This window comes from Arthrobacter sp. TMS2-4 (assembly GCF_054511075.1).
This window is the reverse complement of the sequence record NZ_JBTNDI010000006.1, coordinates 33,749-58,924: the sequence shown is the minus strand read 5'-3', so window position 1 is coordinate 58,924 and position 25,176 is coordinate 33,749. Positions and strand designations below refer to the sequence as shown.

The 25,176-nt window shown below is 69.9% G+C and carries 27 protein-coding genes and 1 tRNA gene; 11 read left to right on the top strand and 17 right to left on the bottom strand.

Annotated features, from left to right (window positions below):
* Positions 1-14: 14 nt before the first annotated feature.
* The gene (locus ACX80F_RS09685) at positions 15-581 is read left to right on the top strand and encodes a dihydrofolate reductase family protein (RefSeq protein WP_459336176.1); all 567 of its coding nucleotides are present in this window, start codon (positions 15-17) and stop codon (positions 579-581) included.
* Positions 582-583: 2 nt separating this feature from the next.
* Here the strand turns inward: ACX80F_RS09685 and ACX80F_RS09680 are convergent, their stop codons facing one another.
* Both ACX80F_RS09680 and ACX80F_RS09675 read right to left on the bottom strand, forming a co-directional pair.
* Positions 584-2,236, bottom strand: a complete 1,653-nt coding sequence (locus ACX80F_RS09680; protein ID WP_459336175.1) for a thiamine pyrophosphate-binding protein — start codon at positions 2,234-2,236, stop codon at positions 584-586.
* A 338-nt stretch (positions 2,237-2,574) separates the two neighbouring features.
* Entirely contained in the window at positions 2,575-3,945 is a 1,371-nt protein-coding gene (locus ACX80F_RS09675; RefSeq protein WP_459336174.1) for an MFS transporter, read from the bottom strand.
* Positions 3,946-4,214: 269 nt separating this feature from the next.
* On the opposite strand from ACX80F_RS09675, the gene ACX80F_RS09670 reads away from it, so the two are divergent.
* The 5 genes from ACX80F_RS09670 (at position 4,215) to ACX80F_RS09650 (ending at position 8,143) form a co-directional block, all read left to right on the top strand.
* A complete protein-coding gene (locus ACX80F_RS09670) occupies positions 4,215-5,063 on the top strand; it encodes an HpcH/HpaI aldolase/citrate lyase family protein (RefSeq protein ID WP_459336173.1) in 849 nt (282 codons plus the stop codon).
* Positions 5,064-5,167: 104 nt separating this feature from the next.
* The gene (locus ACX80F_RS09665) at positions 5,168-5,986 is read left to right on the top strand and encodes a DUF4397 domain-containing protein (RefSeq protein WP_459336172.1); all 819 of its coding nucleotides are present in this window, start codon (positions 5,168-5,170) and stop codon (positions 5,984-5,986) included.
* Positions 5,987-6,063: 77 nt separating this feature from the next.
* Positions 6,064-6,759, top strand: a complete 696-nt coding sequence (locus tag ACX80F_RS09660; protein WP_459336171.1) for a class F sortase — start codon at positions 6,064-6,066, stop codon at positions 6,757-6,759.
* 75 nt (positions 6,760-6,834) lie between these two features.
* The gene (locus tag ACX80F_RS09655; protein WP_459336170.1) at positions 6,835-7,398 is read left to right on the top strand and encodes an RNA polymerase sigma factor; all 564 of its coding nucleotides are present in this window, start codon (positions 6,835-6,837) and stop codon (positions 7,396-7,398) included.
* Positions 7,385-8,143: an anti-sigma factor domain-containing protein gene (locus tag ACX80F_RS09650; protein WP_459336169.1), complete on the top strand. Its 759-nt coding sequence runs from the start codon at positions 7,385-7,387 to the stop codon at positions 8,141-8,143. Before ACX80F_RS09655 ends, ACX80F_RS09650 begins: the two co-directional genes overlap by 14 nt.
* A gap of 13 nt (positions 8,144-8,156) precedes the next feature.
* Here the strand turns inward: ACX80F_RS09650 and ACX80F_RS09645 are convergent, their stop codons facing one another.
* The 3 genes from ACX80F_RS09645 to ACX80F_RS09635 all read right to left on the bottom strand — a co-directional run bounded on the left by ACX80F_RS09645 (position 8,157) and on the right by ACX80F_RS09635 (position 9,980).
* A complete protein-coding gene (locus ACX80F_RS09645; protein WP_459336168.1) occupies positions 8,157-8,387 on the bottom strand; it encodes a zinc-ribbon domain-containing protein in 231 nt (76 codons plus the stop codon).
* A gap of 105 nt (positions 8,388-8,492) precedes the next feature.
* A complete protein-coding gene (locus ACX80F_RS09640; protein ID WP_459336167.1) occupies positions 8,493-9,119 on the bottom strand; it encodes a flavin reductase family protein in 627 nt (208 codons plus the stop codon).
* Positions 9,120-9,125: 6 nt separating this feature from the next.
* Positions 9,126-9,980 (bottom strand): SDR family oxidoreductase, encoded by an 855-nt coding sequence (locus ACX80F_RS09635; RefSeq protein ID WP_459336166.1) that lies wholly within the window; start codon positions 9,978-9,980, stop codon positions 9,126-9,128.
* A gap of 458 nt (positions 9,981-10,438) precedes the next feature.
* On the opposite strand from ACX80F_RS09635, the gene ACX80F_RS09630 reads away from it, so the two are divergent.
* Positions 10,439-11,356 carry an SDR family oxidoreductase gene (locus tag ACX80F_RS09630; protein WP_459336165.1) on the top strand — a complete coding sequence of 306 codons (918 nt, stop codon included), beginning with the start codon at positions 10,439-10,441 and terminating at the stop codon, positions 11,354-11,356.
* A gap of 73 nt (positions 11,357-11,429) precedes the next feature.
* Here ACX80F_RS09630 and ACX80F_RS09625 read toward each other — a convergent pair whose 3' ends face one another.
* A complete protein-coding gene (locus ACX80F_RS09625) occupies positions 11,430-12,443 on the bottom strand; it encodes a hypothetical protein (protein WP_459336164.1) in 1,014 nt (337 codons plus the stop codon).
* A gap of 126 nt (positions 12,444-12,569) precedes the next feature.
* On the opposite strand from ACX80F_RS09625, the gene ACX80F_RS09620 reads away from it, so the two are divergent.
* Positions 12,570-13,070 (top strand): DUF456 domain-containing protein, encoded by a 501-nt coding sequence (locus tag ACX80F_RS09620; protein ID WP_459336163.1) that lies wholly within the window; start codon positions 12,570-12,572, stop codon positions 13,068-13,070.
* A gap of 3 nt (positions 13,071-13,073) precedes the next feature.
* Here the strand turns inward: ACX80F_RS09620 and ACX80F_RS09615 are convergent, their stop codons facing one another.
* From ACX80F_RS09615 to ACX80F_RS09600, 4 genes are read right to left on the bottom strand one after another with little or no spacing between them, the layout of a single operon-like run.
* Complete coding sequence (locus ACX80F_RS09615) at positions 13,074-14,852, bottom strand: glycoside hydrolase family 15 protein (RefSeq protein ID WP_459336162.1); 1,779 nt, start codon at positions 14,850-14,852, stop codon at positions 13,074-13,076.
* Positions 14,853-14,875: 23 nt separating this feature from the next.
* Positions 14,876-15,001: a hypothetical protein gene (locus ACX80F_RS09610; RefSeq protein ID WP_459336161.1), complete on the bottom strand. Its 126-nt coding sequence runs from the start codon at positions 14,999-15,001 to the stop codon at positions 14,876-14,878.
* Positions 15,002-15,054: 53 nt separating this feature from the next.
* Positions 15,055-16,548, bottom strand: a complete 1,494-nt coding sequence (locus ACX80F_RS09605) for a S10 family peptidase (protein WP_459336160.1) — start codon at positions 16,546-16,548, stop codon at positions 15,055-15,057.
* Between the two features lie 36 nt (positions 16,549-16,584).
* Positions 16,585-18,144: a DHA2 family efflux MFS transporter permease subunit gene (locus ACX80F_RS09600; protein WP_459336159.1), complete on the bottom strand. Its 1,560-nt coding sequence runs from the start codon at positions 18,142-18,144 to the stop codon at positions 16,585-16,587.
* A gap of 111 nt (positions 18,145-18,255) precedes the next feature.
* Between ACX80F_RS09600 and ACX80F_RS09595 the strand changes: the two genes are divergently transcribed.
* Positions 18,256-18,328, top strand: a tRNA-Ala gene (locus ACX80F_RS09595).
* Positions 18,329-18,404: 76 nt separating this feature from the next.
* Here ACX80F_RS09595 and ACX80F_RS09590 read toward each other — a convergent pair.
* The 5 genes from ACX80F_RS09590 to ACX80F_RS09570 form a co-directional block, all read right to left on the bottom strand.
* Complete coding sequence (locus ACX80F_RS09590; protein ID WP_459336158.1) at positions 18,405-18,674, bottom strand: hypothetical protein; 270 nt, start codon at positions 18,672-18,674, stop codon at positions 18,405-18,407.
* A 53-nt stretch (positions 18,675-18,727) separates the two neighbouring features.
* On the bottom strand, positions 18,728-20,050 hold the full coding sequence (locus ACX80F_RS09585) for an alpha-amylase family glycosyl hydrolase (RefSeq protein ID WP_459336157.1): 1,323 nt from the start codon (positions 20,048-20,050) through the stop codon (positions 18,728-18,730).
* Positions 20,051-20,120: 70 nt separating this feature from the next.
* Complete coding sequence (locus tag ACX80F_RS09580; RefSeq protein WP_459336156.1) at positions 20,121-20,555, bottom strand: type 2 periplasmic-binding domain-containing protein; 435 nt, start codon at positions 20,553-20,555, stop codon at positions 20,121-20,123.
* A 74-nt stretch (positions 20,556-20,629) separates the two neighbouring features.
* Entirely contained in the window at positions 20,630-21,487 is an 858-nt protein-coding gene (locus tag ACX80F_RS09575; protein WP_459336155.1) for a cytochrome c oxidase assembly protein, read from the bottom strand.
* Entirely contained in the window at positions 21,480-21,905 is a 426-nt protein-coding gene (locus tag ACX80F_RS09570; RefSeq protein ID WP_459336154.1) for a DUF2243 domain-containing protein, read from the bottom strand. Before ACX80F_RS09570 ends, ACX80F_RS09575 begins: the two co-directional genes overlap by 8 nt.
* 293 nt (positions 21,906-22,198) lie before the next feature.
* Here ACX80F_RS09570 and ACX80F_RS09565 point away from each other — a divergent pair, with 293 nt between their 5' ends.
* Positions 22,199-22,501 (top strand): DUF4193 domain-containing protein, encoded by a 303-nt coding sequence (locus ACX80F_RS09565; protein WP_459336153.1) that lies wholly within the window; start codon positions 22,199-22,201, stop codon positions 22,499-22,501.
* A 63-nt stretch (positions 22,502-22,564) separates the two neighbouring features.
* Here the strand turns inward: ACX80F_RS09565 and ACX80F_RS09560 are convergent, their stop codons facing one another.
* Complete coding sequence (locus ACX80F_RS09560; protein ID WP_459336152.1) at positions 22,565-22,879, bottom strand: hypothetical protein; 315 nt, start codon at positions 22,877-22,879, stop codon at positions 22,565-22,567.
* A 108-nt stretch (positions 22,880-22,987) separates the two neighbouring features.
* Positions 22,988-24,277, bottom strand: a complete 1,290-nt coding sequence (locus ACX80F_RS09555) for an alpha-hydroxy acid oxidase (protein WP_459336151.1) — start codon at positions 24,275-24,277, stop codon at positions 22,988-22,990.
* 115 nt (positions 24,278-24,392) lie between these two features.
* Here ACX80F_RS09555 and ACX80F_RS09550 point away from each other — a divergent pair, with 115 nt between their 5' ends.
* The gene (locus ACX80F_RS09550; RefSeq protein WP_459336150.1) at positions 24,393-25,133 is read left to right on the top strand and encodes a FadR/GntR family transcriptional regulator; all 741 of its coding nucleotides are present in this window, start codon (positions 24,393-24,395) and stop codon (positions 25,131-25,133) included.
* Positions 25,134-25,176 lie beyond the last annotated feature (43 nt).

Genomic DNA, 25,176 nt, shown 5'->3' with positions numbered 1-25,176 from the left:
AGAGGAGAGAGCTCATGCGCACTGTGACCTACTCGATGGGGGTCTCGCTGGACGGCTACATCGTCGGCCCGGACGGCGGCTTCGAGTTCACGACGCCGGATGAGGAGGTTTTCCAGTCCTCCATCGACGAGATCCGCGGTATCGGCGTCCACCTGATGGGGCGCAGGCTCTACCAGACGATGCTGTACTGGGAGACCGCCGACCAGGATCCGTCCGCCGACGAGCCGGACCGCGAATGGACCGCACTGTGGAAGGGGCTGCCGAAAGTGGTGTTCTCCCACTCGCTGTCCGCGGTCCGGGGCAGCAACACCCGTCTGGCGTCCGGCAGCCTGGCGGACGAGATCGTCCGACTGCGCGCCGATCCGGCGGAAGGAGATATCGCCATCGGAGGGGCGACCCTCGCCGAGGAAGCTGCGGCGCTGGACCTCATCGACGAGTACCGGGTGCGGGTCCATCCGGTGCTGGTCGGGGGCGGGCATCCGTTCTTCCCACCCCATCGCCGTCGCACGGACCTCGAGCTCATCGGCAACCGCGTCTTCGGATCGGGCGTGGTGCTCTCCCGCTACCGTGTGAAGCGCTGACCTCAGCGGGCGCCCACCCGGGTGGCGACGGCGACGATCTCCTGCATGTAGGGAGCCACGACCTGTCGGGAGATCCTGCAGTCCAGCAGGAGGACGCCGTCGTCGTCGGAGGCGAGCCAGCCCTCCACCGCGCCGAGATCGTCGAGCGAGGCGATGGTCGCGGCACGCCCCCCGAGCGCCGACGCGACGGCGGCGAAGTCCACCTCGTCGATCAGCATGGGCCCCGAATCTATACCGCGAACGGCATATTGGTGGATCTCGGCTCCGTAGGCGGCGTCGTTGAACACGACGATGACGGCGCGGCGTGCGGTCCGGATGACGGTCTCGAGATCGGCGAGGGCCATGAGCGCGCCGCCGTCACCCGTGCAGAGGACGATCGTGGAGTCCGGCAGCGCGCGGGCGGCGCCGACGGCGCTGGGGAAGCCGAGCCCGATGGTCTGGTAGGCGGTACCCACCATGATCAGGCGGTTCGGTGCGGGGACGCGGAGGTAGCCGGGCGCCCAGCCGATGAAGTGGCCGCCGTCCTGCACGACCGTCCGGTCCACGGGCAGCATCCGGTCCAGCGCGCGGCACAGGCTCCGCGGGTCGAGGCGGCCGTCGGGCGCCGTCGGCTCGCCGTCGTCCCGGGCGTCATGGGCGCGCAGGGCGTCCCCGCCGGCACGCGTGCTCCACCGCTGCCTGCCCTCGCGGCGGTCGACCGCTGCGAGGAGTGCTTCGGCCGTGAGTCGCGCGTCGGCGTGCAGGAAGTCGGTGACGACCGGCGAGGTGGGACCGGCGGTGAGATCGGCCTGGACCACCCGGGCGTCGGGGTCGAAGGCGTGGCCGAAGCGCATCGTGAACTGGTTGAGCCGCGCGCCGAGCACCAGGACGACGTCGGCCTGCCGGACGAGACCGGCCGTGCGTTCGGAGGCCCAGCCGCCCGCGATGCCGAGGGCGGCGGCGTCGTCCCCGAAGAGTCCCGCCCCGAGGCCGGAGGTGGCGGTGAGGGCCCCGAGACGGTCGGCGAGTGCTCCCGCCGCCGCACCGGCACCGCTCACCCAGGCGCCCCGGCCGGCCAGGATCAGGGGCCGCTCGGCGGAGGCGAGCAGCGCCGCGACGCGGTCGACGTCGGCGGGAGCCGGCACCGGGCGGGGGAGGGGGGCCGTCGCCTCGGGGGCGTCCTCCCCGGCGGCCTCGGCGGCGGCGAGGTCGTACGGGATGGCCAGGACCACGGCCTCGCGGTGACGGAGCGCGTGCTCGACCGCCGCCGTCGTCACCGCCAGCGGGTGCGTGGCGTCCACCGTGAACGTCGTGGCGCCGAGGCCCTTGGCCACGAGGGACTGGTCGACGTCCCAGGCGCGCATCCCGGTGGTGGGTGCGTCGCCGACCACGAGGACCAGCGGGATGTCCGCCTGCACGGCCTCGGCCAGCGGGGTCAGTGCATTGGTGAATCCGGCGCCGTACGTGGTGGTGGCGACGGCGAGGCGGCCGCTGGCCCGGTGGTAGGCGTCCGCGGCGGCGACGGCCCCGGCCTCGTGCCGCACCGCGGTGAAGTGCAGCGACGGCGAGGCCATGACGGCGTCGAGGAAATGCGCGTTCCCGTTGCCCATGACGCCGAACACCTCGGTGGCGGCGGGCAGGAGGGCGGAGACGATGCGGGCGGAGACGGTGGCCATGGTCGGGTCCTTGCAGGCGGTGTCCCCGGCGCTGGTGCAGGCACACGGTCACCCGGGGACCGGTGGGTGAATTCCGTATGTGCCTCGGGCTGCTGCGCCCTTATTGCCTCTTTTTCAGGCACGGTGCCCGTGGCACCCGACGCCTGCCACTATAGCGGGCATGCGGTGCGGTTCCCGGCGTCGTCCGCGTCCGACCCGCCCACTGACCGGCCGGCCCGCGGTCTGCCTTGCCCACCGACCGACCCTGCACAGTGGGCATCCATGACGATGCCCACCGACCGAGTGCGGTCGGTGGGCATGTCCACGAGCAGCAGGCCGAGCCCGACGACGTCGGCCGGTCAGGCGCGGGAGCCCGCCCCCGTCCCGGCGTCGGCCTCGGTCTTCTCGGCCTCCAGCGGCGCACCCCGGGTCTCCTTTACCATGGTGACGCCGATGAGCGAGATGACGCAGAGGCCCATGATGTAGAGGCCGATCGAGCCGGACCATCCCGTGCTGTTCAGCAGCGCCTGGGCGATGAGGGGCGCGAAGGCGCCGCCGAGGATCGCGCCGAGGGCGTAGCCGATGCCGATGCCGGAGTAGCGAACGTTCGCCGGGAACATCTCGGCGTACATCGCGGACATGGGGCCGTAGGACAGCCCGAGCCCGATGGTCAGCACGAAGATCGCGACGCCGTAGGCCCAGATGTTCCGGGTGTCGATCATCATGAACATCGGGATCATCCAGACGAAGATCAGCCCGTACCCGATCTGGAAGGTCCGTACGCGTCCGATGCGGTCCGAGAGGATGCCGCCGTAGAGGGTGAAGATGAGCCAGCCGAACGATGCCAGGAGCGTCGCGAGGAGCACGGGCGCTGCGGGCATGCCGAGGGCGCGCTGGGCGTAGGAGGACAGGAACGCGATCACGAGGTAGCCGGCCGCGTTGTTGCCGATGAAGATGACCGCAGCGAGGAGCACGGGCCGCTTGTGCGTCCGCATCAGGTCGCGCAGCGGCGTCGCGGTGTCCCTCTTGCGCTCGATCATGCGCTTGAACACGGGGCTCTCGGCGACGGCGGCGCGGATGAAGTAGCCGACGACGATCAGCACGACGGAGAGCAGGAACGGGATGCGCCAGCCCCAGGCGAGGAAATCCTCGGGGGACAGCGAACTGCGGAGCACGAACAGCACGAGGGTGGCCAGGATCATGCCGACGGGCACGCCGATCTGGGGGTAGGCACCCCAGAAGCCGCGCTTGTTCACCGGTGCGTGCTCCACGGCCATGAGGGCTGCGCCGCCCCACTCACCGCCGGCAGAGAACCCCTGGAGGATGCGCAGGAGCATCAGGAGGATGGGAGCCCAGACGCCGATCTGCGCATAGGTGGGCAGCAGGCCGATCAGTGCGGTCGCCGAGCCCATCAGGACGAGCGTGAAGACGAGCATCGCCTTCCGGCCGATGCGGTCGCCGAGGCGTCCGGCAATGACGGCGCCCAGCGGGCGGAAGAAGAAGCTGATGCCGATCGTGGCCCAGGCCACGAGCTGGGCGAGGCCCGGGCTCTCGCCCTCGAGCGGGCCGAAGTAGAGGGACGCGAAGACCAGGCCCGCGGCCTGGGCGAAGATGAAGAAGTCGTACCACTCGATCGTGGTGCCGACCATCGTCCCTGCGAGGACCTTGCGGTCCGCCGCACTCATGCCGTCCCGGGCCTGCCCGTCCGGACGCTCTGACGCTGATGCCATGAAAAACCCCTTTGTCTTCCGATGTGTCCTGCTGGAGTGATCCCCGTGGGTGGGCGTCGCTGTATTCGGCGTCGAGCGCGGGATCGTATACGAACAGTAGGTGGGCTCCTTGCGCGGGTCAAGGGTTTTCGAGCGGGGGATCCGCTGCAGGGTGTGCCGGAGGCGCCCACGCGCAGCGCCGGTTCGCCCAGAGAATCCTGATCGTAGTAATTGCGCGATGCCGTGATGTTCGTTGGGAATCCCGGAGCGATCCTCAGTAGTGTTTGAGCATGGCCACCTTCCTCAGAAACAGCCGCGCCGCCGCGCTTCCTGCCAAGCTCTCACGATCCTGGCTGCTGGCCTCCGCGGCGTCCGAGGACACCTTCATCCCCGCCCTCACGTCCGAGGCCGACTCCGTGGTGTTCGACATGGAGGACGCCGTCCCCGCAGCGGGCAAGGCGGAGGCACGCGAGCGCGTGGTCGAGGCCCTCTCCACCGGCATGACGGCATGGGTGCGGGTCAACGGCATCGAGACGGAGTACTGGGCCGACGACCTCGCGGCCCTGTCGAAGGCGCCCGGCCTGCGCGGGGTCATGCTCGCGATGACGGAGAAACCCGAGCAGGTCACGCACACGGCGATGCGCCTGCAGGCAGGAACGCCCGTCCTGGCGCTCATCGAATCCGCACTCGGCATCGAGAACGCGACGGCGATCGCCAGCGCGCCGGGCACGTTCCGCCTCGCGTTCGGCGTCGGCGATTTCCGGCGCGACACCGGAGCCTCCGATGACCCCATGGCGCTCGCCTATGCGCGGTCGAAGCTCGTGGTCGCCTCCCGCGTGGGGCAGCTTCCCGGCCCGATCGACGGACCGACGGTCGGGGCCCTGGGGGAGGAGTTGCTCGAGGCCTGCAAGGTCACGGCCTCCATGGGGATGACCGGCAAGCTGTGCCTGCTGACCGACGCCACGGACACCATCAACCGCGGTTTGTCGCCCAGCGAATCCGAGATCAGCTGGGCCGCCGAACTCCTCCGCGAACACGCCGCCGGGGCTGTGGTGGGCGACGGCTCCTACCTGCCGCGTCTGGCCCGTGCGCAGAAGATCTCCTCCCTCGCGGACTCCTACGGGCTCTGGAACGCCTGACGGGGAAAGTTTTTCGCACTCCTTGCATCCGAATCGCCCCGCCGCCGGGTAGTACCGGGTGTCAGCGAAAATCCCCGACCTCGGGGCCAGACCAAGGAGTAGCAATGCAACGAAGCCTGTACGCCATTGGAGCCGTAGCAGCCCTGGGAGCCGCGTCCATCGCAGCCCCGGCCACCGCCGCCGAAGCGCCCGCCGACGCGTCCCTGTCCGTCCTTCACGGCGTCCCCGACCTCACCGTCGACGTCTACGTCAACGGCGCCCTCACCCTGGACGACTTCACCCCGGGCACGCTCGCCGGACCGCTCGCCCTGCCGGCCGGCGACTACCAGCTGGCCATCACGGCATCGGACGCAGCGGACGCCAGCGCGCCCGTGATCGGTCCCGTCGACGTGACGCTCGAGGCCGGCGGCAACTACACCGCCACGGCGAATCTCGACGCCGCGGGGCAGCCGACGGCGAACTTCTACACCAATGACACCTCGACCATCGAGGCCGGCAAGACGCGGCTGACGGTGCGCCACGTCGCGGCCGCTCCTGCCGTGGACGTCCTGGCCGGGGGTGCGCCGATCGTCGAGAACCTGAGCAATCCGGACGAGGCCTCGCTGACCACGGATCCCGGGATGGTCTCGGCGGCTGTTGCAGCCACCGGTACCACCGATCCGGTGATCGGCCCGGCCGATCTCAACCTCCCTGAAGGCACGTCGACGATCGTGTACGCCTGGGGCAGCCTCGAGGCGGGTAACCTCGCGCTCGCCACGCAGTCGATCGAAGGGCTCCACTCCACGCCCGGCGCCGTCCCCGGCGGCCAGTCCGGCCTCGCAGCCCAGGACGACAACGGAGCGGCCATCGGGCTCGGGGCGTTCCTCCTGGCCCTGCTGGGCGGAGCAGCAGCCCTCGCCCGCCGTCGGACCGCGCGCGTCTGATGCCGGCAGTGCCGGGCGGGGAGGCCGTTCGCTCCTGCCCGCCCGGCACCTCACCCTTCACAGGAGAGTCCCGAACAGTGCATTCCAGACGACCAGTCCTGGCCGCGGCGGTCTTCGCCTCCATGCTCCTCACGGGGTGCGTGCAGGCCGACAGCCCGGCAGACCCGGCACCGGCGATCACCGCTCCCGTCCCCGCGCCGTCGATGCCGGCGAACGCCGCCGGTGACCCGGCACCACCCGCGGCCCCGACGACCGAGGCTGCCGCAGTGCCACCGACGGCGGTCGCCGACGTGTCCGTCCAGAAAGCGGACGGCGCCCTCCGACCGATGGACCCGGAGCCCGTCTCGCTCGCTATCGCCGGTACCGACATCTCGGTGAAGGTCGTGGACGTCGGTATCGAGGACAACGACGCCATGGAGATCCCCGACAGCTTCTACGAAGCGGGGTGGTACCGGTACGGCCCCGCTCCCGGAGCGGAGGAGGGCAATGCGGTGATCGCCGCGCACGTAGACAGCCTCACCGAGGTGATGCCCTTCGCCCAGCTCAAGGACGTAGCGGTCGGGACCATCGTCACGGTGGGTCTGGAGGACGGCCGGTCCCTGACGTACGAGGTCTCGGACGTACGGAACGTGCCCAAGGCCACGCTCGACGGATCGGAGATCTTCCAGCGCGACGGCGCCCACGAACTCAAGGTCATCACCTGCGGGGGTGAGTGGCTGGCCGAGGAAGGAGACTATGAGGATAATGTAGTGCTCACAGCCTTACCGCTCTGAGTCCGATGGGGTAAGAGCCCAGGATCGCAGGACGCCGCACCGGTGCGGCATCGGCCCCGGCTTGAGGAGTTACACGTGGCATCTCCGGCCCCGGACTGGACGAGGCAGCTCGATCTGGACTTCTCCGCCGGGGACGAGCGTGCCATGACCGCTGCCTACGAGTGCTTCTCCCCACTCGTCTTCACGGTCGCCCTGCGGTCGATGAGGGACCGGGCAGCCGCCGCGGACATCACCCAGGACGTCTTCGTCAGGGCGTGGCGATCGAGGGACCGCTTCGATCCGGAGGCGGGTGCGGTGCCGGCCTGGATCATGGGGATCTGCCGCAACGTGATCCTCGACTCCCTGTCGGCCAGGAGCCGGCAGGAGCATCTCGTGGCCCGGGCCGGTTTCGCACCGGACCCGGGTGCTGTGTTCGATCACGGTGTCGACACCATCACCGACCGGGTCGTCCTCGGATCGGAGCTCGAACGACTGGGAGAGCCGCAGGGTTCGATCCTGAAGCTGGCCTTCTACGAAGACCTCACACACCAGCAGATCTCGGCGCGGATGGATCTGCCGCTGGGAACTGTCAAGAGTCACATCAGAAGGAGTCTCGTGCACCTGCGTAATCGACTGGGGGAATGGAATGCAGCATCTTGACCCGGATGCCATGGGTCTCGCTGCGCTCGGTGAATCACTCGACCCCTGGTCGCAGACGCATCTGGGACAGTGCGGCGCGTGTGCCGCAGACGTGGACGGGCTGCGGAACGTCGTCGCCCTTGCGAGGGCCGACGGCGCGGTAACGGTCCTCGAACGGCCGGAACCGGCAGTCTGGGAGGCGGTGCAGGCCGAACTCGGCCTGCGCGCCGACCAGCGTGCGGAGGGGACCGATTCCCTCCCCGACCCGGCGGCGGACGTGCGCTCCCTGGCTGCGGTCAGGGATCAGCGCGATCGCAGGAGGGGCCAGGTCCCCACCCGATGGCTGGCGGTCGCCGCCGGCGTCGGCATCCTCGTGGGTGGCGGAGCGCTGTGGGCCTGGGAGTCCCTCCGCGCCGGTGACGACGGCGTGGTGCTGGCCACGGCAGAGCTGGACGCGCTGCCCGGGTTCTCGGGATCCGGAGAGGCGACGATCGTGCGCGCCGACAACGGCACCCGGAGCATCGACGTCGACCTCACCGGAGCGACGCCGGAGGGCTTCCGGCAGGTGTGGCTGATCGCCCCCGATCTGCAGGAGATGTACAGCGTGGGCCTGCTGGAGACGGAGCACGGCAGCTTCGCGGTGCCGGAGGACATCGATCTGGCGAAGTACCCCATCGTCGACATCTCCGATGAGCCCTTCGACGGGGACCCCACCCACTCCAGCGTCAGCATGGTCAGGGGCACGATCGGCGCCGTCGGCAGCTGAGGGACCTGCCGGGTCAGTGCGCGAGGGCGCGTTCGGCCATGCCGTTGATGCGTGAGGTGCCACCGCAGTTCGTGCACACCTGGAGGCGGGTCTTCTTCACGGTGAGGAGCGGGATGAAGAACACTGAGATCTTCGTCCTCCGCTGGATCAGCTGCTGCGGTGCGAACCTTCCACAGAAGCGGCAGGAGGCGGAGCGGGTGGAGTGGAGGTGCTCACGCGTGGTGAGGCCGAAGAGGAAGAACATCCCTCTACGGTACGGGCGCCGAGGCAAAGAAGAAAGCCCCCTTACTATTTCCCTTCCGGTGTCGAGGGTGCTGGTCGGTGCCGGCCGGGCCGGGGAGCGCCGGGATCAGGGCGTGCGCGTCCCGCGGTAGTGCCCGGGCCAGTCCCGGACAGGGATGCGCGAGATCGTCCGGACGGTCCCCGCCGTCCCCCACTCGTTCTTTCCCAGCCGCGAGAGCGGCCTGAGCGCGGTGATCGACGGGAGGTCGCCGTCGAGTACGTCCTCCGAGACCGCGGCGTGCAGCACCTCGCCGAAGACGAGGGTGCAGTCGCCCATCTCCTGGATCAGGTGGAGCCGGCACTCCAGTGCCACGGGGGATTCCAGGACCCGCGGCGGCCGCACGGTCGCGCTCGGTTCCCGGGTGAGCCCGGCGGCGTCGAACTCGCTGACGTCCGGCGGGAAGCCGGTCGCGGTGGCGTTGACGGCCTCGAAGAGGTGCTCCGGCGTGAAGCTGACCACGAACTCACCCGTGGCCTCGATATTGCTCACGGAGTCCTTGCGGCCCACGGACGTGAACTGGACGATCGGCGGGTCGACCGACGCGATCGTGAAGAACGAGTGCGGTGCGAGGTTGTCCACACCGTCCGCCGACGTCGAGGAGACCCAGGCGATGGGCCGTGGCACGACGACGGAGGTCAGCAACCGGTAGAACGCGCGGCTGTCCGCGGGATCGGGAACGATGTCCGTGCGCATCGGGGACTAGCCCTGCGCCGTCAGGAGGTCGCGGAGGCTGAGTGGGCGGCGCCCGGTGAGGCGTTCGACGTCGGGGGAAACCTCGGCCATCTCGCCGCGCGCGATGGCCGTGTAGGTGCTCACCCAGGCCTCGACCTGCCAGTGCGGTGCGCCGTGGTGGCCGCGGGATGCCATCGCCTCCTCGTACGTCTGGTCCTCGAACCGCACGGAGGCGGGAGTGAGCTCCGTCAGGAGGGCGGCAGCCTCGGTCAGGGTGAAGGCCTCCGGGCCGGTCAGCCGGTAGGCCTTCCCTTCGTGATCCGCCGGCGCCCGCAGGATCGCGGCGGCTGACCGGGCGACATCGGACCGGGCCACGGCGGAGAGCAGGCCGTCCCCTGCCGGCCCGCGGAGCACCCCGTCCTCCGCGAAGGCGGGCACGACGTCCAGGTAGAGGTTGTCGCGGAGGAACGTCCAGGCCATACCGGATCGCCGCAGGTACTCCTCCGTGGCCCAGTGGTCGCGGCCGAGCAGGAACGTGGTATCGGGTGCCGCACCGAGGAACGAGGTGTAGACGACGTGCCGCACACCCGCCGCCTTCGCGGCGTCGATGAACGTGCGGTGGGTCGCCACGCGGTCGGCCTCCTCGGCGGCGGAGACCATGAACAGGACGTCGACGCCGGCGAGTGCCTCGACGGACGCGTCGGCGTCGTCGTAGGTACACGGCCGGACGACGGCGTCGGGAAGGTGCTGCACGCGGTCGGGTGATCTGGCCGGGAGGATGAGGGGCAGCCCGTCGGCGGCGAGGTCCCGGGCGACGCGTCCACCCACGAAGCCGGTGGACCCTGTGACTGCAATGCGCTGCTCCATGTCCGGAACAGCCACGCCGGGGGCCGAAATATTTCCTCCCGGCCCCGTCAGCTGATGCTCCGCAGGTCGCCGGGTCGATGACGGCGGACCCGGTGCGGCGTCCGGCGGCCCCCGGGCGATGCCTCGCTGCGGGCCGGTGGCGACTAGACTCGGCGCCTATGGATCACATGCGCAGGCTCCGCACCCCGATCGTCTGGCTGCTCGTCGCCGCCCTGGTCCTCGGTGTCGGGGCGGGTTTCTTCTCCGTCATCTTCTAGCACCGTCCGGCCGGGCCCCGTGCCGCGTGCGGGCCGTCCTGCCGCCCGTAACCCCTCGGGCCCGCTTTCCGCCAGCGCGAACCACGGCAGCAGACGACTTGGCGAGGGCATCGTCGCGCCCCTAAGGTCATCAGTAGGCTTAGCTTCATCGGCGAGCCGACCTTCGGTCCGGCGTCCGTCGTGGCGCAGGACACGCACCAACCAGGGAGAATACTTATGACCTCCGAGAGCACCACAGGATCCACCGACCAGTACACGTTCCAGAACCCCGTCACGCGGTTCGAGAGCATCACCCCTCCCGCCGAGCACACGGACGAGCCCGGGCTCGAGTCCCAGATGGACATCAAGGCCGATCGCGGCGAGACCTCCTACCGCGGCACGGGCCGGCTCACGGGCAGGAAGGCCCTGATCACCGGGGCGGACTCCGGGATCGGTGCCGCCGTCGCCATCGCCTTCGCCCGCGAAGGGGCCGATGTCGCCCTGTCCTACCTCCCCGAGGAGGAAGAGGATGCACAGGTCGTCAGGGGACTCATCGAGGCGGAGGGTCGGAAGGCTGTCTGCATCCCCGGCGACCTGAAGGATCGCGCGTACTGCATCTCCCTCGTGCAGGAGGCCGTGGACGGCCTCGGCGGACTGGACACCCTCGTGAACAACGCCGGCAAGCAGGTGGCCGTCGACTCGCTCGAGGACCTGAGCGACGAGCAGCTGGACCACACGTACAAGACGAACATCTACTCGTTCTTCCGCGTGACCAAGGAGGCGCTCAAGCACCTCCAGCCGGGTTCGGCGATCATCAACTCGACGTCGATCCAGGCCTACGAACCCTCGCCGACCCTCGTGGACTACGCGAGCACCAAGGCTGCGATCAACAATTTCACCAAGGGGCTCGCGCAGCAGCTCGCACCCAAGGGCATCAGGGTCAACGCCGTGGCGCCCGGACCCATCTGGACGCCGCTGCAGCCCTCGGGCGGACAGCCGAAGGAGGCGCTGCCCGAGTTTGGGAAGGACACCCCGCTGGGCCGTGCGGGACAGCCGACCGAGCTCGCGCCCGCGTACGTCTTCCTGGCGTCCTCGGAGTCGAGCTACGTGCTCGGCGAGACGCTGAACGTCAATGGCGGCATGCCTTCGCCGTAACCCCGACGGCACACGACAGCAGCCCCGGACTCGTGCGAGTCCGGGGCTGCTGTCGTGGTGGGTCGTGCTGGAGCTACCGCGCCTCGTCCAGTGCATCGAAGTCCGTGCGGTCGATGCGGCGGTGGTACCGCATGCCGGCGAGCCCACCGAGGATCGCCCCGACGAGTGCGATGGCGGCCACCACGAGCAGGACGAGGAGCCCGGGCCCGGTGAGGTCCTGCAGGGCGGGGAGGCCGAGACCCTGGACCCGGTCGGTGACGTTCGCCTGGTTGCCGACGATGAGCCCGATGATGGCGAGCACGAGGGTGACGACCACCGCCCACAGCCACACCGCGACACCCTGCTTGGCGCCACTGAACCGCGCCATGCGCCCGGCGACATACCCGCCGGTGTAGTAGGCGATCAGCAGCACGAGACCAAGGACGACGGCGGTCGTGATGGCCGCGGTCCGCGCCTCGCCCGAGCCGCCCGTGAGGTCCCCGGTCGAGAGGTTGCCGCCGACGCCGAAGAGCGCGGCGACCCCGCCCACGAGGGCGGAGAGCAATACGAACATGCCGGTGGCGGTGAGCCAGCCGAAGAACGCGGAGCCGAACTTCATGCCGCCGAAGTGTTCCTTCTCGCGCTGGTGCAGCAGCTTGCGGTCGGCCAGACTGGGGACGCCCGATGCGGCCGCGGTCCCGCGCGGGACGGCGTGGTCGCTCCCGGTGGATCGGCTGCGCTCCCTGGACGTGGGGGCAGGGGTCACGGGGACGGCCTGCGTCTTCGTGTGCTCGACGCGGCGGGGCTCGTCCCGCGAGGCGGAGATCGGGGCGGCCTGCCGGCGCGTGGGGGTGGTGTCCGCGGTGTCGGTCGGGCTGTCGGAATACATGCCCGGGACGTAGCCGCCAGCGTCGTCGTCGGACCCGCTCCCGGCGTCGTTGCCCCCACTGTGCGCCGCGGACGGCGCCACGGCCGAGGCGCCGTGCTCCCCGGTGCCCGCGCGGTGGGTGTCCATCAGCTCGGTGGGGTTGTCCTGGGTCTGGGCGTGCTCGGGTTCGTCGGCCCCGCGGCGGTCGCCGTTCGTGTTCCCTGTTGCCGGTGTACTCATCGGTCCTCCTGATCTCAGGGCCCGCAGGCTCGCTAAGGTGGCTTAGTATTCCCTAGAAGTATCCCACGCCGGCGGGTGGGAAGACCTGTGGCGCCGCGCCGCACGGCGGGATGCAAGACTGGGCTCATGGATCCTGAGCTGTTCATGACCGTGGTGTGCGGAGCGCTGATCGCCGTCGGCATCGCGGGAGTGGTGATCCCGGTGCTGCCGGGCAGCATCCTGATCATCGTGTCGCTGCTCGTCTGGGCGATCACCCTCGGAAGCGCCACCGGGTGGACCGTCTTCGCCGTCGGCACCGTCCTCGCGGGTGCCGGGCTCGCCGCTGGACTGGTGCTCACGGGCAGGACGCTGCGGCAGCGCCGGATCCCGGGACGCTCGGTCACCGTCGGCGTCCTTGCCGGGATCGCGGGGATGTTCGTCATTCCCGTCGTCGGCCTGTTCGTGGGGTTCGCGCTCGGGCTGTTCCTGAGCGAGTTCGCCAGGCAGCGGAACGCGCGGGAGGCGGTGACCTCCAGCCTCCATGCCCTGAAGGCGACGGGGTTCGGGATCCTCGCCGAACTGGCGCTTGCCTGTCTCGCGGGTGCCACCTGGGTCATCGGGGTCTGGGTCCACTTCGCCGGCCGGTAGGCGTCAGGAGTCCCCCGAGAGGGTCAGCGCCGCGACGATCAGCGCGAGGTGGCTCAGCCCCTGCGGCAGGTTCCCCAGGAACGCGCCGTCGGACGGTTCGATCATCTCGGCCATGATGCCGACGTCGTTGGCGAGGGGCACGAGCTCCTCCATCAGCTGTACGGCCTCGCCCCGGCGGCCGACGGCGACGAGCGCCGACACCATCCAGTACGCGCACGCCACGAACGTCGCCTCTTCCTCCTGCATACCGCTGTACCGGTAGAGCAGTGGGCCGGCGCCGAGTTCGGCGCGGAGGGCGTCGAGGGTCGAGGACATGCGCGGTCCGGTGTCGAAGCCGCTCATCGCGTGCAGGAGGATCGAGGCGTCGAGTTCGGTGGAGCCGGGATACCAGATGTAGCTCTGGCGCTCCTCGGACCATCCGTGTTCATGCACCCAGTCACGGATACGATCGCGCTCCGCGGTCCACCGTTCGACCGGCCCCTGGAGCTGGCCGCGCTCGGCAAGCTGGACGGCGCACCGCAGTGCGTTCCAGCATCCCAGCTTGGAGGTCACGTAGTGCTGCTCCTCCGGCAGTTCCCACATGCCGGCATCGCGGCGCTGCCAGCTGTCGCAGGCGAGGTCCGCGAGGTCGGCGAGCTGACGCATCGTGGCGGGATCGAGCGCGTGGCCGGCCTGGACGTACTGCCACACGATGTCGAAGATGTCCCCGAACACGCCCAGTTGCAGCTGGCCCGCGGCGGGATTGCCGTCGACGACGGGGCCGATGTTCCGCCAGCCGGTCAGGTCCGGGCGGCCCGTGCCCTCGGGGACGTCCCCGTTGAGCCGGGTGAAGACCTCGAGGTCGGTGCCCTGCGCCCGCAGGTTCTTGAGCATCCACGACACGGCGGCGTGGACCTCCTCGCGGACCCCGGCCCGCGTGAGGGCGTGCAGCGTGTAGGCGGTGTCCCGCACCCAGGCATACCGGTAGTCCCAGTTCTTGCCGCCTCCGAGGCTCTCGGGGAGGGAGGTCGTGGCGGCGGCCGCGATCGATCCGGACGGGCTGTGCAGCAGCAGCTTCAGGGTGAGGGCGCTGCGGAGCACTGCGTGCCGGTAGTCGCCGTCGTAGCCGAAGTTGTCCGACCACGACTGCCAGTTGGCGATGGTGCGGTCCACGCCGTCGTCGATGGTCTGTGGGTCCGGGAGGGGAAGCGGTTCCCCGTGCGTGGAGACGACGGCGACCAGGTGACGCGAGTCCGGCGAGGTGGTGAACGAGCCCGTCACGGACTGCCCGCCTGCATGCCGGAGGCCGTGGTCGATACCGAGGACGCCCAGCGCGACGCCGTCGATGCGCAGGATCGGATGTTCCGCGCCCGTGTCGACCCACGGCGACGCCTCACCGAAGCAGGTGCCGGGCGCAACGGACCATGCCATCTCCACGGAGCCGGTCAGGCCGTCGACGCGTCGGGCCAGCTCACCCCAGGGGAGCCTGCCGGCCACTCCCGTGTTCAGCGAATCCGTGACCCGCACGGTGCCGGCGGCCGTGGTGTAGGTGGTCTCCAGCACGTTGGAACCGTCCGCGTAGCTACGCTCCACGGAGAAGGGTTCCGTGGGGGCGAGGGACAGGAAGCCCTCGTCGGCGTCCAGCAGCCGGGCGAAGGCCGGGGTCGAGTCGAGGTCCGGGGTCGGGTACCAGTCGATGGATCCGTCGAGAGCCACCAGTGCGACGGTCCGGCCGTCACCGATCGCCGCGTAGGAGCGGAGATCGACGAAGCCCGCCTCGTCCCGGAGGGCGCCGTCGGCCACGTCCTGGTCCGTCGCGGACCCCTCTACTTGCCGGATCGGCCGTTGTAGCGCGTCTTGCTGGCACGGGACTGCTGGCCCGCACGCCGGCTCCTCATCAGGCGTGAGGCGATGACGGGGACGAGGGTCCAGAGGATTCTCTTCAGCAGCATGGTGTGTCCTAACGGTCGGGACCGGCCGCAACGGTCGCGGCCGGTTCATTTCATCATCCTACTGATGATTGCCGTGGGGATCCGTTTCCGGTGACGAACGCCGCCAGCGCACGGAGCTGCGCCTGGCGTGCTACCGGGTTGAGGTACATCATGTGGCCGGCCTCGTGATAGTGGTGCGTGAAGCGGGCCCGGGCGGCGTCGTCGAGGTTCATGTGCGCCCAGACGTACTCGGCCGCGAAGTGGGGTGTGGCGCCGTCGTGGTAGCCGTAGTCGACGTGCACGCGCAGGGCGGGATTGTGCACGAGGAGGCGTTCCAGGACCCTGGAGACGTCAACGGGAGCGCCCTCGAACGTCCGGTAGCTCCACGGCTGGACGCGGGCGGTGAGGATCTCGTAGGGGAGGTCGTTCTCGTAGCCGAGTTCCGCCCGGACGTAGTGGTTCATGGCGGCCGAGTACGGCCCGGTGATCGCCCGCATGCTCGGATCGTCGAAGGAGTCCGAGGCCTGCCGGTTCTCGGGGCGGGCGGCGAACCGTCCGTCGATGCGCCCCACTGCGAGGCCCTGTCCGCGCAGGAGTTCGGCGGCGAACTCGTGGTAGGCCCAGCGGAAGTTCGTGCGGCGGATGAAGCCCTCGTCGAGCGTCGTGATGGCGTGCAGCCGCGTGACGACGTCGTCGTACTCCGTAGGGCTCAACCGGCTGCCCTGCGTCAGTGCATAGCCGAAGTCGCGTGCCGCGAACTCCTCGGCCTCACGGAGCACGTCGGGGAGCTCCCGGTCGCCGTGCCGCCCGTGGTAGTGCGCGATCGCGGCGTAGGTGGGCAGGTGCAGCGCGTAGGGCAGGTCGCTGCCCGGGAAGAAGCGCAGGGTGGACATGTTGAGCACGGTCGAGATCAGGCCGAGTCCGTTGACCGCCATGCCGTAGGCGTCGAACAGGCGCCCGGCCACCGCGACGGCCCGCAGTGTGCCGTAGGACTCGCCGACGAGGTACTTGGGGGAGAGCCACCGGTTGTTGCGCGTGGTCCAGAGTCGGATGACCTCCGCCACGAGGTCGCGGTCCTGGACGAACGCGTGGAACTCGTCGGCCGCCTCGCCGTCGACCACACGGGAATAGCCGGTGTTCACGGGATCGATCATGACGAGGTCACTCGATTCGAGCAGGCTGCCCGGGTTGTCGACGAGCCCGAAGGGAGCCGGCGTCATGGCGCCGACGTCCCCCGAGTCCACCAGGCGCGGGCCCAGCAGTCCCAGGTGGAGCCAGACGGAGGCGGATCCCGGGCCGCCGTTGAAGGCGAAGGTGACAGGTCGGTCCGGCTCGGCGTCCTGCTTCGTGTAGGCGACGATGAAGATCTCGGCTTTCGGCTTGAAGCCGTCCACCTTGCCGTCCTTCGTCTCCTCCCGCCGCAGGACGAGGCGCCCGGTCGTCGTCGTGTACTTCAGGCCCGTGGGGGAGGTGTGTTCCCGGACGGCGAAGTCGTCCGACACGTCCCTGGCCCTGGCGTCCTGGTCCTGCGCGGTGGTGCCTGGTGTGTCCTTCGTCTCATCAGCCATACGAGAAGACTACAGGTAGTTCCCTGAGGCAACCGCTCAGGGTTCGGAGGGGGTCGTCGCCCGGGAGTGGCCCTGCACGCCCTCAGGCGAGCGGGCGGCGCCGGCGTCGCGCGACCACTGGTCGTTCCGTTGCGGCCGGGCGAAGAACAGGGCGGCGAGGAAGCCGACGATGATGACGGAGGCCGGGAGGTAGAGGGACTGCCCCATCGCGAGTGCATAGCCTGCCTTCGCATCGTCGGGCAGCGCGGCTCCGGGGGTGGCACTGACGCCGCCGCCGTCGAGGTTCGTCAGCAGGCGGGACTGCATCATCGCCGCGATGGCGGCACTGCCGAGCACGGCGCCCATCTGGCGCGTCGTGTTGTAGACGCCAGACCCTGCCCCCGCCAGCGACGGCGCGAGGTTCCGGGTGGCGGTGAGGGACACCGGCGCCCAGATCCCCGCGCTGGAAAGGCCGAGCAGGGAGATCGGCAGCAGGAGCTGCCAGAGGGGGACGTCCGGCGTGAGGAGGGATCCCAGCCAGAAGAGCGACGCCGACATGCCGGCGAAACCCGCGATCGCCATGTACTTGGGGTTGCCCCGCTGGACCCACCTGCCGACGAAGGGCGCCAGGGCGCCGGAGATGACGGCCATCGGGGTCAGGAGCAGCGCCGCCTGTGTGGGCGAGAGGCCGCGCACCGTCTGGGCATACAGCATGAGGGGCAGTGCCATCGTCGTGATGGCGAAGCCCATCGCGCTGATGGAGGTATTGGCGAGGGAGAAGTTGCGGTCCCGGAACAGCCGCAGCGGCACGAGGGGCTCGCCACGGTTGAGGTGCTGCCAGACCACGAAGGAGACGAGCAGCACGATGCCGGTGATGATCAGCGACCAGACGGAGAGGGGGCCGGCGATGGTTCCCCAGTCGTAGGTCTCTCCCTCCTGGATGCCGAAGACGAGGCAGAACAGGCCGGCGGCGCTGAGGAAGACGCCGAGCATGTCGAAGCGGTGGGATGTGGTGGGCAGTGTGGGGACCAGGCGGGAGGCGAGGATGAAGCCGATGACGCCGATCGGGACGTTGATGAAGAAGATCCACTGCCATCCGGCGGAGTCCACGAGGATGCCGCCGAGCACGGGACCCACGAGGGTCGCGACGCCGGCGACGGAGCCCCACAGGCCCATGGCGGCGCCGCGTCGCTCGGGCGGGAAGATCCTCGTGATGACGGACATGGTCTGCGGCGTCATGAGTGCGGCGCCCAGCCCCTGCAGCACGCGGGCGAGGATGAGCTCCTCGACCGTGTCGGAGAGCCCGCACCAGGCACTCGAGAGGGTGAAGACCACCAGCCCCACCAGGTAGATGCGCTTCGGCCCGAAGCGGTCGCCCAGCCGGCCCGTCACGAGCAGCGGGACGGCGTAGGCCAGCAGGTAGGCGCTGGTCACCCAGATGACGCTGTCGATGCCGGCGTTGAGCCCCTCCATGATGGCCGGGGTGGCGACCGAGACGATCGTGGAGTCCACGAGGATCATGAAGAACCCGATGACGAGCGACCAGAGGGCCGGCCATGCCCTGATGCCGTCCTGCTGCGCGGGATCGGCGGGGGCCGGGGGAGGGGTGCTGGACATGGGGAGAAGACTACGCCCGCCCGCTGACATCGCGCCGGGCCCGGGGATTCCCGGCGCTTTGGGCGTAGCGGGAACTTCTGGGTACAGTGTTGGTGTCCGGATGTAGTACCCGGGGCTTTAGCTCAGTTGGTAGAGCGTTTCGTTCGCAATGAAAAGGTCAGGGGTTCGATTCCCCTAAGCTCCACAGTTCCGCACAGACGAGCGAGGCCCCTGTCACCAGGGGCCTCGCTCGTTTCGTGGGGCGTTCGCGGCCCGCGTGGCTACTCGCTCTCGGGCGCCTGCCGTGTCCAGGGCTTCGCCGCGAGGATCCGGGCGAGCGGCCCGAGCCAGGACATCACCACCAGGAGGGTGAAGGTGCTGCTCAGGGACGAGCCCAGGGTCGTGGACGGGAACAGCTGGTGGACGCCCACGAGGACCGCGGCGACGAGGAGGACCTTCTTGATCGCGTTCAGCACGTGCCACGGAACAGGCCGTGGCCAGGGCGTGAAGTCGGCCGTGTCGGTGATCCCGGGTTGCGTGTCCCCGCTCATCTGACCCTCCCCTGCCCATCGCGTGTGAGTCCATTATCCACGTCGGAGGCACGTCAGCCGAGGACGGCCCAGCCGCGTGCCGGTACGAGCGCCGTCGCCGCGCCGCCGTCGACCGCTGCCTGCCCGGCGAGGACGGTCCGGACCCCCTCGACACCGACCCGCTGGTCCTCGTGTGAGAGGTTCAGCAGCACGACGAGCGCCTCCGGGCCGTGCGCGACACGGTAGGCGAGCACCTCGTTGGAGAGGTGGAGCACGTGGGTCGTCGCCCGGTGCAGCCATGCGTGCCGGCGGCGCACCCCGATGAGTTCCTGGTGCAGGGCGAAGACGGGTCCACCGATCGGGGAGAGGTCGTGCGGGGAGGGCGGGAAGAGCGGGCGGACGTCGTCGTCGCCCCCGGCGCGGTCAGCCTTGATGCCGCGGTAGCCCTGCTCGTCCCCGTAGTACACGGACGGCGTCCCGCCGACCGTGAACAGGATGACGACGGCGTGCTGCACGAGGGACGGGTCCTCGAGCTTGCTCGCGATGCGGGTGACGTCGTGGTTCCCGATGAAGGTCAGCGGCGCGAAGTCGGCGAGGAGCCGGTCGTGGCGTTCGAGGGCCGCGGCGAGCTCGTAGAAGTTCGCGTCGTTCAGGGCGCTCCAGACGGCCTTCCACAGCTCGTACTGCGTGGTGGAATCGATGCCGCCCGCCTGGACCGCCGCCGCATAGTCCCCGTGGATGTACTCACCGACGAAGTACGCGTGCGGGTGCGACGAGCGCACGCGCCGCGTGACGTCGGCCCAGAACGACGACGGCACGGCGTAGGCGGCATCGAGCCGCCAGCCGTCCGCGCCGCGCCCGAGCCAGTACTCCATGACCTCGACGACGAAGTCCGCGACGGCCGGCTCCTCGTGGTTCAGCGCCACGAGGTGGTGGTGGCCCTCGAAATCGCGGTATCCGGGTTCGGTACCGGGCGCGGCGCCCTCGGGCCACTCGAGGGCGAACCACGCGGCGGTCGGGGCGTCCGGTCCCTCGGCGAGGACCTGGTGGAACGGCGGGAAGGAGCGGCCCGTGTGGTTGAAGACGCCGTCGAGGAGGATGCGCAGTCCACGCTTCTTCGCCTCGGACACCAGGGTGTCGAAGTCCTCGAGCGTGCCCAACCGCGGATCGATCGCGAAGTAGTCGGTGGTGTCGTAGCCGTGCGTTTCGGAGGAGAAGACGGGACCGAGCGCGAGCCCCGACGCGCCGAGCTCGACGGCGTAGTCGAACCAGGGGATCAAATCCAGCAGGCGGTGGCGTGCAGCGGGGTGCAGGGTGGCGGATTTCTCGGCGCCCACGAACCCCAGGGGATAGACCTGCCACCAGATCGCGTGCTGGACCCACTCGGGCTCGTTCATGGCACCGCTTTCCCGTCTGATCTCGCACACCCTGACCGGGCGGCGCCCCGGCTGCGGCCGGGGGCGCTCTCTAGCCTACGTCGACGAGCGGGCGGTCGCCCGCGGCGAGCTCTCGGACATCTCGGGGATCGAGATGTGCCGCGTCGGCGACGACGGTGATCGGGTTGCCCGCGTTCGCGGCCCTGACGACGGCGGCCTCGAGATCCTCGGTGAGCTGGTCGAGGTGCCACTCCAGGGACTCGAGGTCGGCGGCGGCGGCGGCGACCCGGTGCAGGGCGGGGGGCAGGGGGTGGGCGAGCTCGGCGGGTTCTTCGGGTGAGAGCTGGAAGCCGCAGGCGCACGCCCAGACGAGTTCGACGTCGGGCCCGGCGGGTGCCTGCGCAATCATGCCGTAGGAGAATCCACGGTAGGAGGTCTCACGGAGGGTCATGGGATCCCCGCAGTGTTGTGGGGCGTCGACGACCGACTCGTCGTTGCCCGGCGCGTCACCGATGGTCTGCGTCACTGTCCGACCTTTCGACTCAGGAGAACGAACCATACTGTCAACTAGTTCGACAAACTAGTTATATGCGGGCCGAGCTACCGGTGTCCATTTCGCGCGTCATTCCTCCTTTCCGGGTTCGCCTCCAGCGCGGCCCGGCGGTGCCGGCGTCCGGACTCGCGGTAGACCTGCGCGCAGAAGAGGGCGAGCAGGAGGACGTGCGCCGCATCTCCCCCGTAGTACATGAGCTGGGCCGCCTGCTCGGTATCGGCCGGCAGGCCGGTACGGCCCGCCGCTGCGTACAGGGTCTTAGCGACGATCCCGTGCACGGCGATGGCAGCCACGATGACGCCCGCCCTGATCCACAGGGGGGCTCGGTGAGGATGCGGATCTATTCCGACAACGGCATAGGCGAAGAGGGTGCCGGACATCACGAAGTGGACATGGAGGAGCGGTCCGAGGACGGCGTGGTGCAGTAGGGCCGCCCCCGCGCCGTCCCGGTACAGGAGGATCATGGGCACTGTGGCGAGGAGCATCGCCGGAACGGGATGGACGAGCATCCGCAGCGCCGGGGTGCGGACGATCCTGCTGTACGCGCGCCCCACCCGAGGAGGTACCGCGCGCAGGAAGACAGTGGCGGGAGCGCCGAGGACGAGCAGCAGCGGGACCACCATGCCCAGGACCAGATGGACGGCCATGTGGCCGGTGAAGCTCGCGGAAGCCGCGCGTGCGAGGGGACCGGCAGTCACGGCGAGCCCGAGCGCCGTCCCGGACAGCCAGGCGATCGAGTACCGCAGGGGACGCACGTCGCGTCCGCGCAGGGCCGCGGCACGCCCGGCGGCGAGATACAGCCCTGCGAGGCCGAGCCAGACGACGACGGCGGCGGTGTCGAGAGCGAAGACGGATACATCGCCGACGCCGGACACCGGGCCGGGGTGGTGCGGGTCCTCAGGCACGATCCGCGGAGTCGTCCCTGCGACCGGCCGTCCGGAGTACCAGGAGTCCGGCGACCAGGAACACCGCGGCGGCGCCGTTCCACAGCAGGTCGTAGGGCAGGAGGTCGACGCCGTAGCGGATCTGGTGCAGATCCAGGATCTTGTGGTGCATCACGCCGTCGTACAACTGGAAGGCGCCGATCCCCACGAGGGTTCCCCCCGCCCAGCGGCGGGTGTCGAGGGCGTCGCGGCGTCGGAGGTCGGCGAACAGGAAGAGGGACGCCACGGTCGCGAACCAGCTGAAGGCGTGGAAGAGGCCGTCCGAGACGAGGCCCGCGCCGGGCGTCGACCGGTCGTAGAAGTGGTGCCAGTGGAGCAGCTGGTGGAATACGGCCTCGTCGATGAAGGCGATGACGCCGCAGCCGAACAGGATCCCCACCAGGACGTTCCGGCGCCGGAGGTGGCCCGCGCCCGCCCGTGGGGCGGGAGCGGGAGGTCGCGTGGATGAAGCGATGATGTTCCCTGTCGTCGGTGGGCTGAGCCGAGGTCCAGCGTGCCAGCGGACCCGGGAGGCGTCCACCCGTTTCCGGTCGGGCGCGAGCGGTCACCCGGGTGGTATGACAGGCGTCACCGCGGACGCAGGAAGCCGCACCTGTGCTGCTGCCTGCGACTACAATCAGGTGCTGCACGCGCCCTACCGGGTGCAGGATCCCCACGAAGAACGGCACAGGCATGGCAACGGACTACGACGCACCGCGCAACAACGACGAGGACAAGGAAGCGGAATCCCTCGAGGCCCTGCAGGCGAATCGCGGCAGCACCGCCCAGTCGTCGTCGGTCGACGTCGAGGACGGGGACACCGCGGAGGGCATCGACCTGCCAGGTGCCGATCTCTCCGGCGAGGAGCTCCTCATCCAGGTGATCCCGCCGCAGGAGGACGAGTTCACGTGCGCGTCCTGCTTCCTGGTCCGGCACCGCACCCAGATCGCGCTCGAGAGGGGCGGGCAGAAGTACTGCACCGACTGCGAAGGCTAGGACTTCCTCGGGACGGTCCCGTCTCCCCTGCGAGGGCGACGTCTTGTGATCAACCGGCAGCCCTCAGGATGCCTTCTCGCCGTACCACCAGTGGGTGCCCTCCGCAGCCTGCCGGGTGGGCAGCGCGACGACGACGGCGCCCCGGCGGGGGTGGGTGAGGAGCATCCGGGCCACCGCGAGCAGCGCGGCGGGGATCGACACGATGATGACGACGGCGAGCGCGTACACCGCAAGGGCCGCGTGGACCGGGGAGCCGTGGAGCCCGTCGATCAGGGCCCCGCTGCCGAGCCACAGCCACAGCCAGAAGAGGCCGATTCCGTAGAGCACGGTCCGCGCGCGCCGGTACTGCAACGGATGGTGCACCCGATTACGCGCCATGTTCGTCTCCTGGCCGATCCCTCGGGTCCTGCCCCGGGCAGGACCACTGGAGGACAGACTAGACCGGCATCAAGGCTCTCCAGGGAATCGAGACCGAATCGATATCCGCTACCGGGTCATGACGGCGCTCGGCAGATCGGACCGCGCGGACGATTCGCCGAGCAGCCGGACGTGGTCGGGGCTGAGGTCCTCGATCCGATTCACGCCCAGGAGTTGCATGGTGCGTGCCGTCTGGGTGCCGAGGATCTCGATGCTGCGGTCGACGCCCTTGCGACCGCCGGCCATCAGCCCGTACAGGTACGCCCGGCCGATCAGGGTGAAATCAGCACCGAGCGCCAGTGCGGCGACGATGTCCCCGCCGCTCATGATGCCCGTGTCGAGGATGATCGCCGTCCTGCCCTTCAGCTCGGCTGCGACGCGCGGCAGCAGGTGCAGCGGGACGGGCGCGCGGTCGAGCTGGCGTCCGCCGTGATTGGACAGGATGATGCCGTCGGCGCCGTGGTCCACCGCCTTCTTGGCGTCCTCGAGCGTCTGGATGCCCTTCACCACGAGGTTGCCCTTCCATACGCTGCGCAGCCAGTCGAGATCCTCGAACGTGAGGGTGGGGTCGAACATCGAGTTGATGAGGTCCGCCACCGTTCCGGAGTAGCGGGAGAGGGAGGCGAAGGACAGCGGTTCGTGGGTGAGGAAGTTGAACCACCAGGCCGGCCGGTACGAGGCGTCCACGACGGTCTTCAGCGTCAGCGCCGGCGGGATGGTCATCCCGTTCCGGACGTCCCGGAGACGGGCTCCGGCGACGGCGGTGTCCACCGTGACCATGAGGGTGTCGTTACCCGCGGCGGCGGCCCGGGCGATGAGTTCCATGGAGCGGTCGCGGTCCGTCCACAGGTACAGCTGGAACCAGTTGCGTCCGTCAGGCGCCGCCTGCGCCACGTCCTCGATGGACGCCGTGCCCATGGTCGAGAGCGTGTAGGGGATCCCGGCCGCCTCGGCCGCCCGGGAACCGGCGTACTCGCCCTCGGACTGCATCATGCGGGTGAAGCCCGTCGGGGCGATGCCGAAGGGCAGGGCGGAGTCCCTTCCGAGGATCCTGGTGACCGTGCTGACCGTCTCCACGTTCCGCAGGATGCCCGGCCGGAACTCGACGTCGAGGAACGCCTGGCGTGCACGGCCCAGGGAGATCTCGGCCTCCGCCGCCCCGTCCGTGTAGTCGAAAGGTGCGGTCGGCGTGCGCCGCTTGGCCAGATCACGAAGATCCCAGATCGTGTTGGCCCGTTGCAGGCGTGCGGACGCACCGACGTCGGGCCTCTTGAACTGCATGAGTGGCGCCAGGTCCGCCACCCGGGGGATCCGGCGCCTCAGGGCAGGAGGAATGGACGCGCTCGCGGGTGTCTGCATGGTCTGCCTCTGCTCGTCGTCGGGCCGCGGCCCATCCGGGTATCGGCGGCACCGGATCAGGTCGATCCACAGATCCTACGGGCTGTGGTCAGACCACACAAGCTATGCTGGCGGCATGCGCAATCACCAGGTGGTCTCGGCGTGGCTCGAGCAGGAACTCGCCGCCGGCCGACTGGCCATCGGTTCCCGCCTGCCCGGGGAGCGCGCGATGGCGGAGCAGCTCGGCGTCTCCCGCGCCTCCGTCCGCGAGGGGACCCGCGTCCTCGAGGCACTCGGTGTCGTCCGCGCCGGTGTGGGTTCCGGGCCGCAGGCGGGGACGGTGATCACGGGCAATCCCGCACTGGCCCTGGACTCCGCGCTGCGGCTCCATGTTGCGAGCACACACCTGCCCGTCGAGGACGTCGTCGAGACGCGCCTGCTGCTCGAGGCGTGGGCGGTATCCCACGCTTCCCCGGACTCGCCCGCCCTGGCGCGCGCTGCCCGCCTCCTCGACGAGATGGACCGGCACGACGACGGCCCGGACGCCTTCCTGGAGCGCGATGCCCTCTTCCACGTGGCCCTCGCGGAGGCGGCCGGCAACGTGCTGATCGGCGCCATGATGGGATCGCTCCGCGGATCGATCGCCGCGTACACGCAGCGGCTCACCGCCGGTCTCCCGGACTGGAGCGCCACCTCCGACCGTCTCCGGAGGGAGCACCGGGCCATCCTGGAGGCGGTGCTGGCGGGTGGAGGCAGGGCTGCGGCCGACCTGGTCCACGACCATATCGAGAGCTTCTACCGGGAGGCGGGCGTGCCCCATAACGCAAGGAATTCCCTCCGGAACGCGACGCTTTCCATCAGGATGCCGGACACCTAGACTGCAGGGACTGGTCGAGCAGCGGGCCCTTGACCCTCCGACG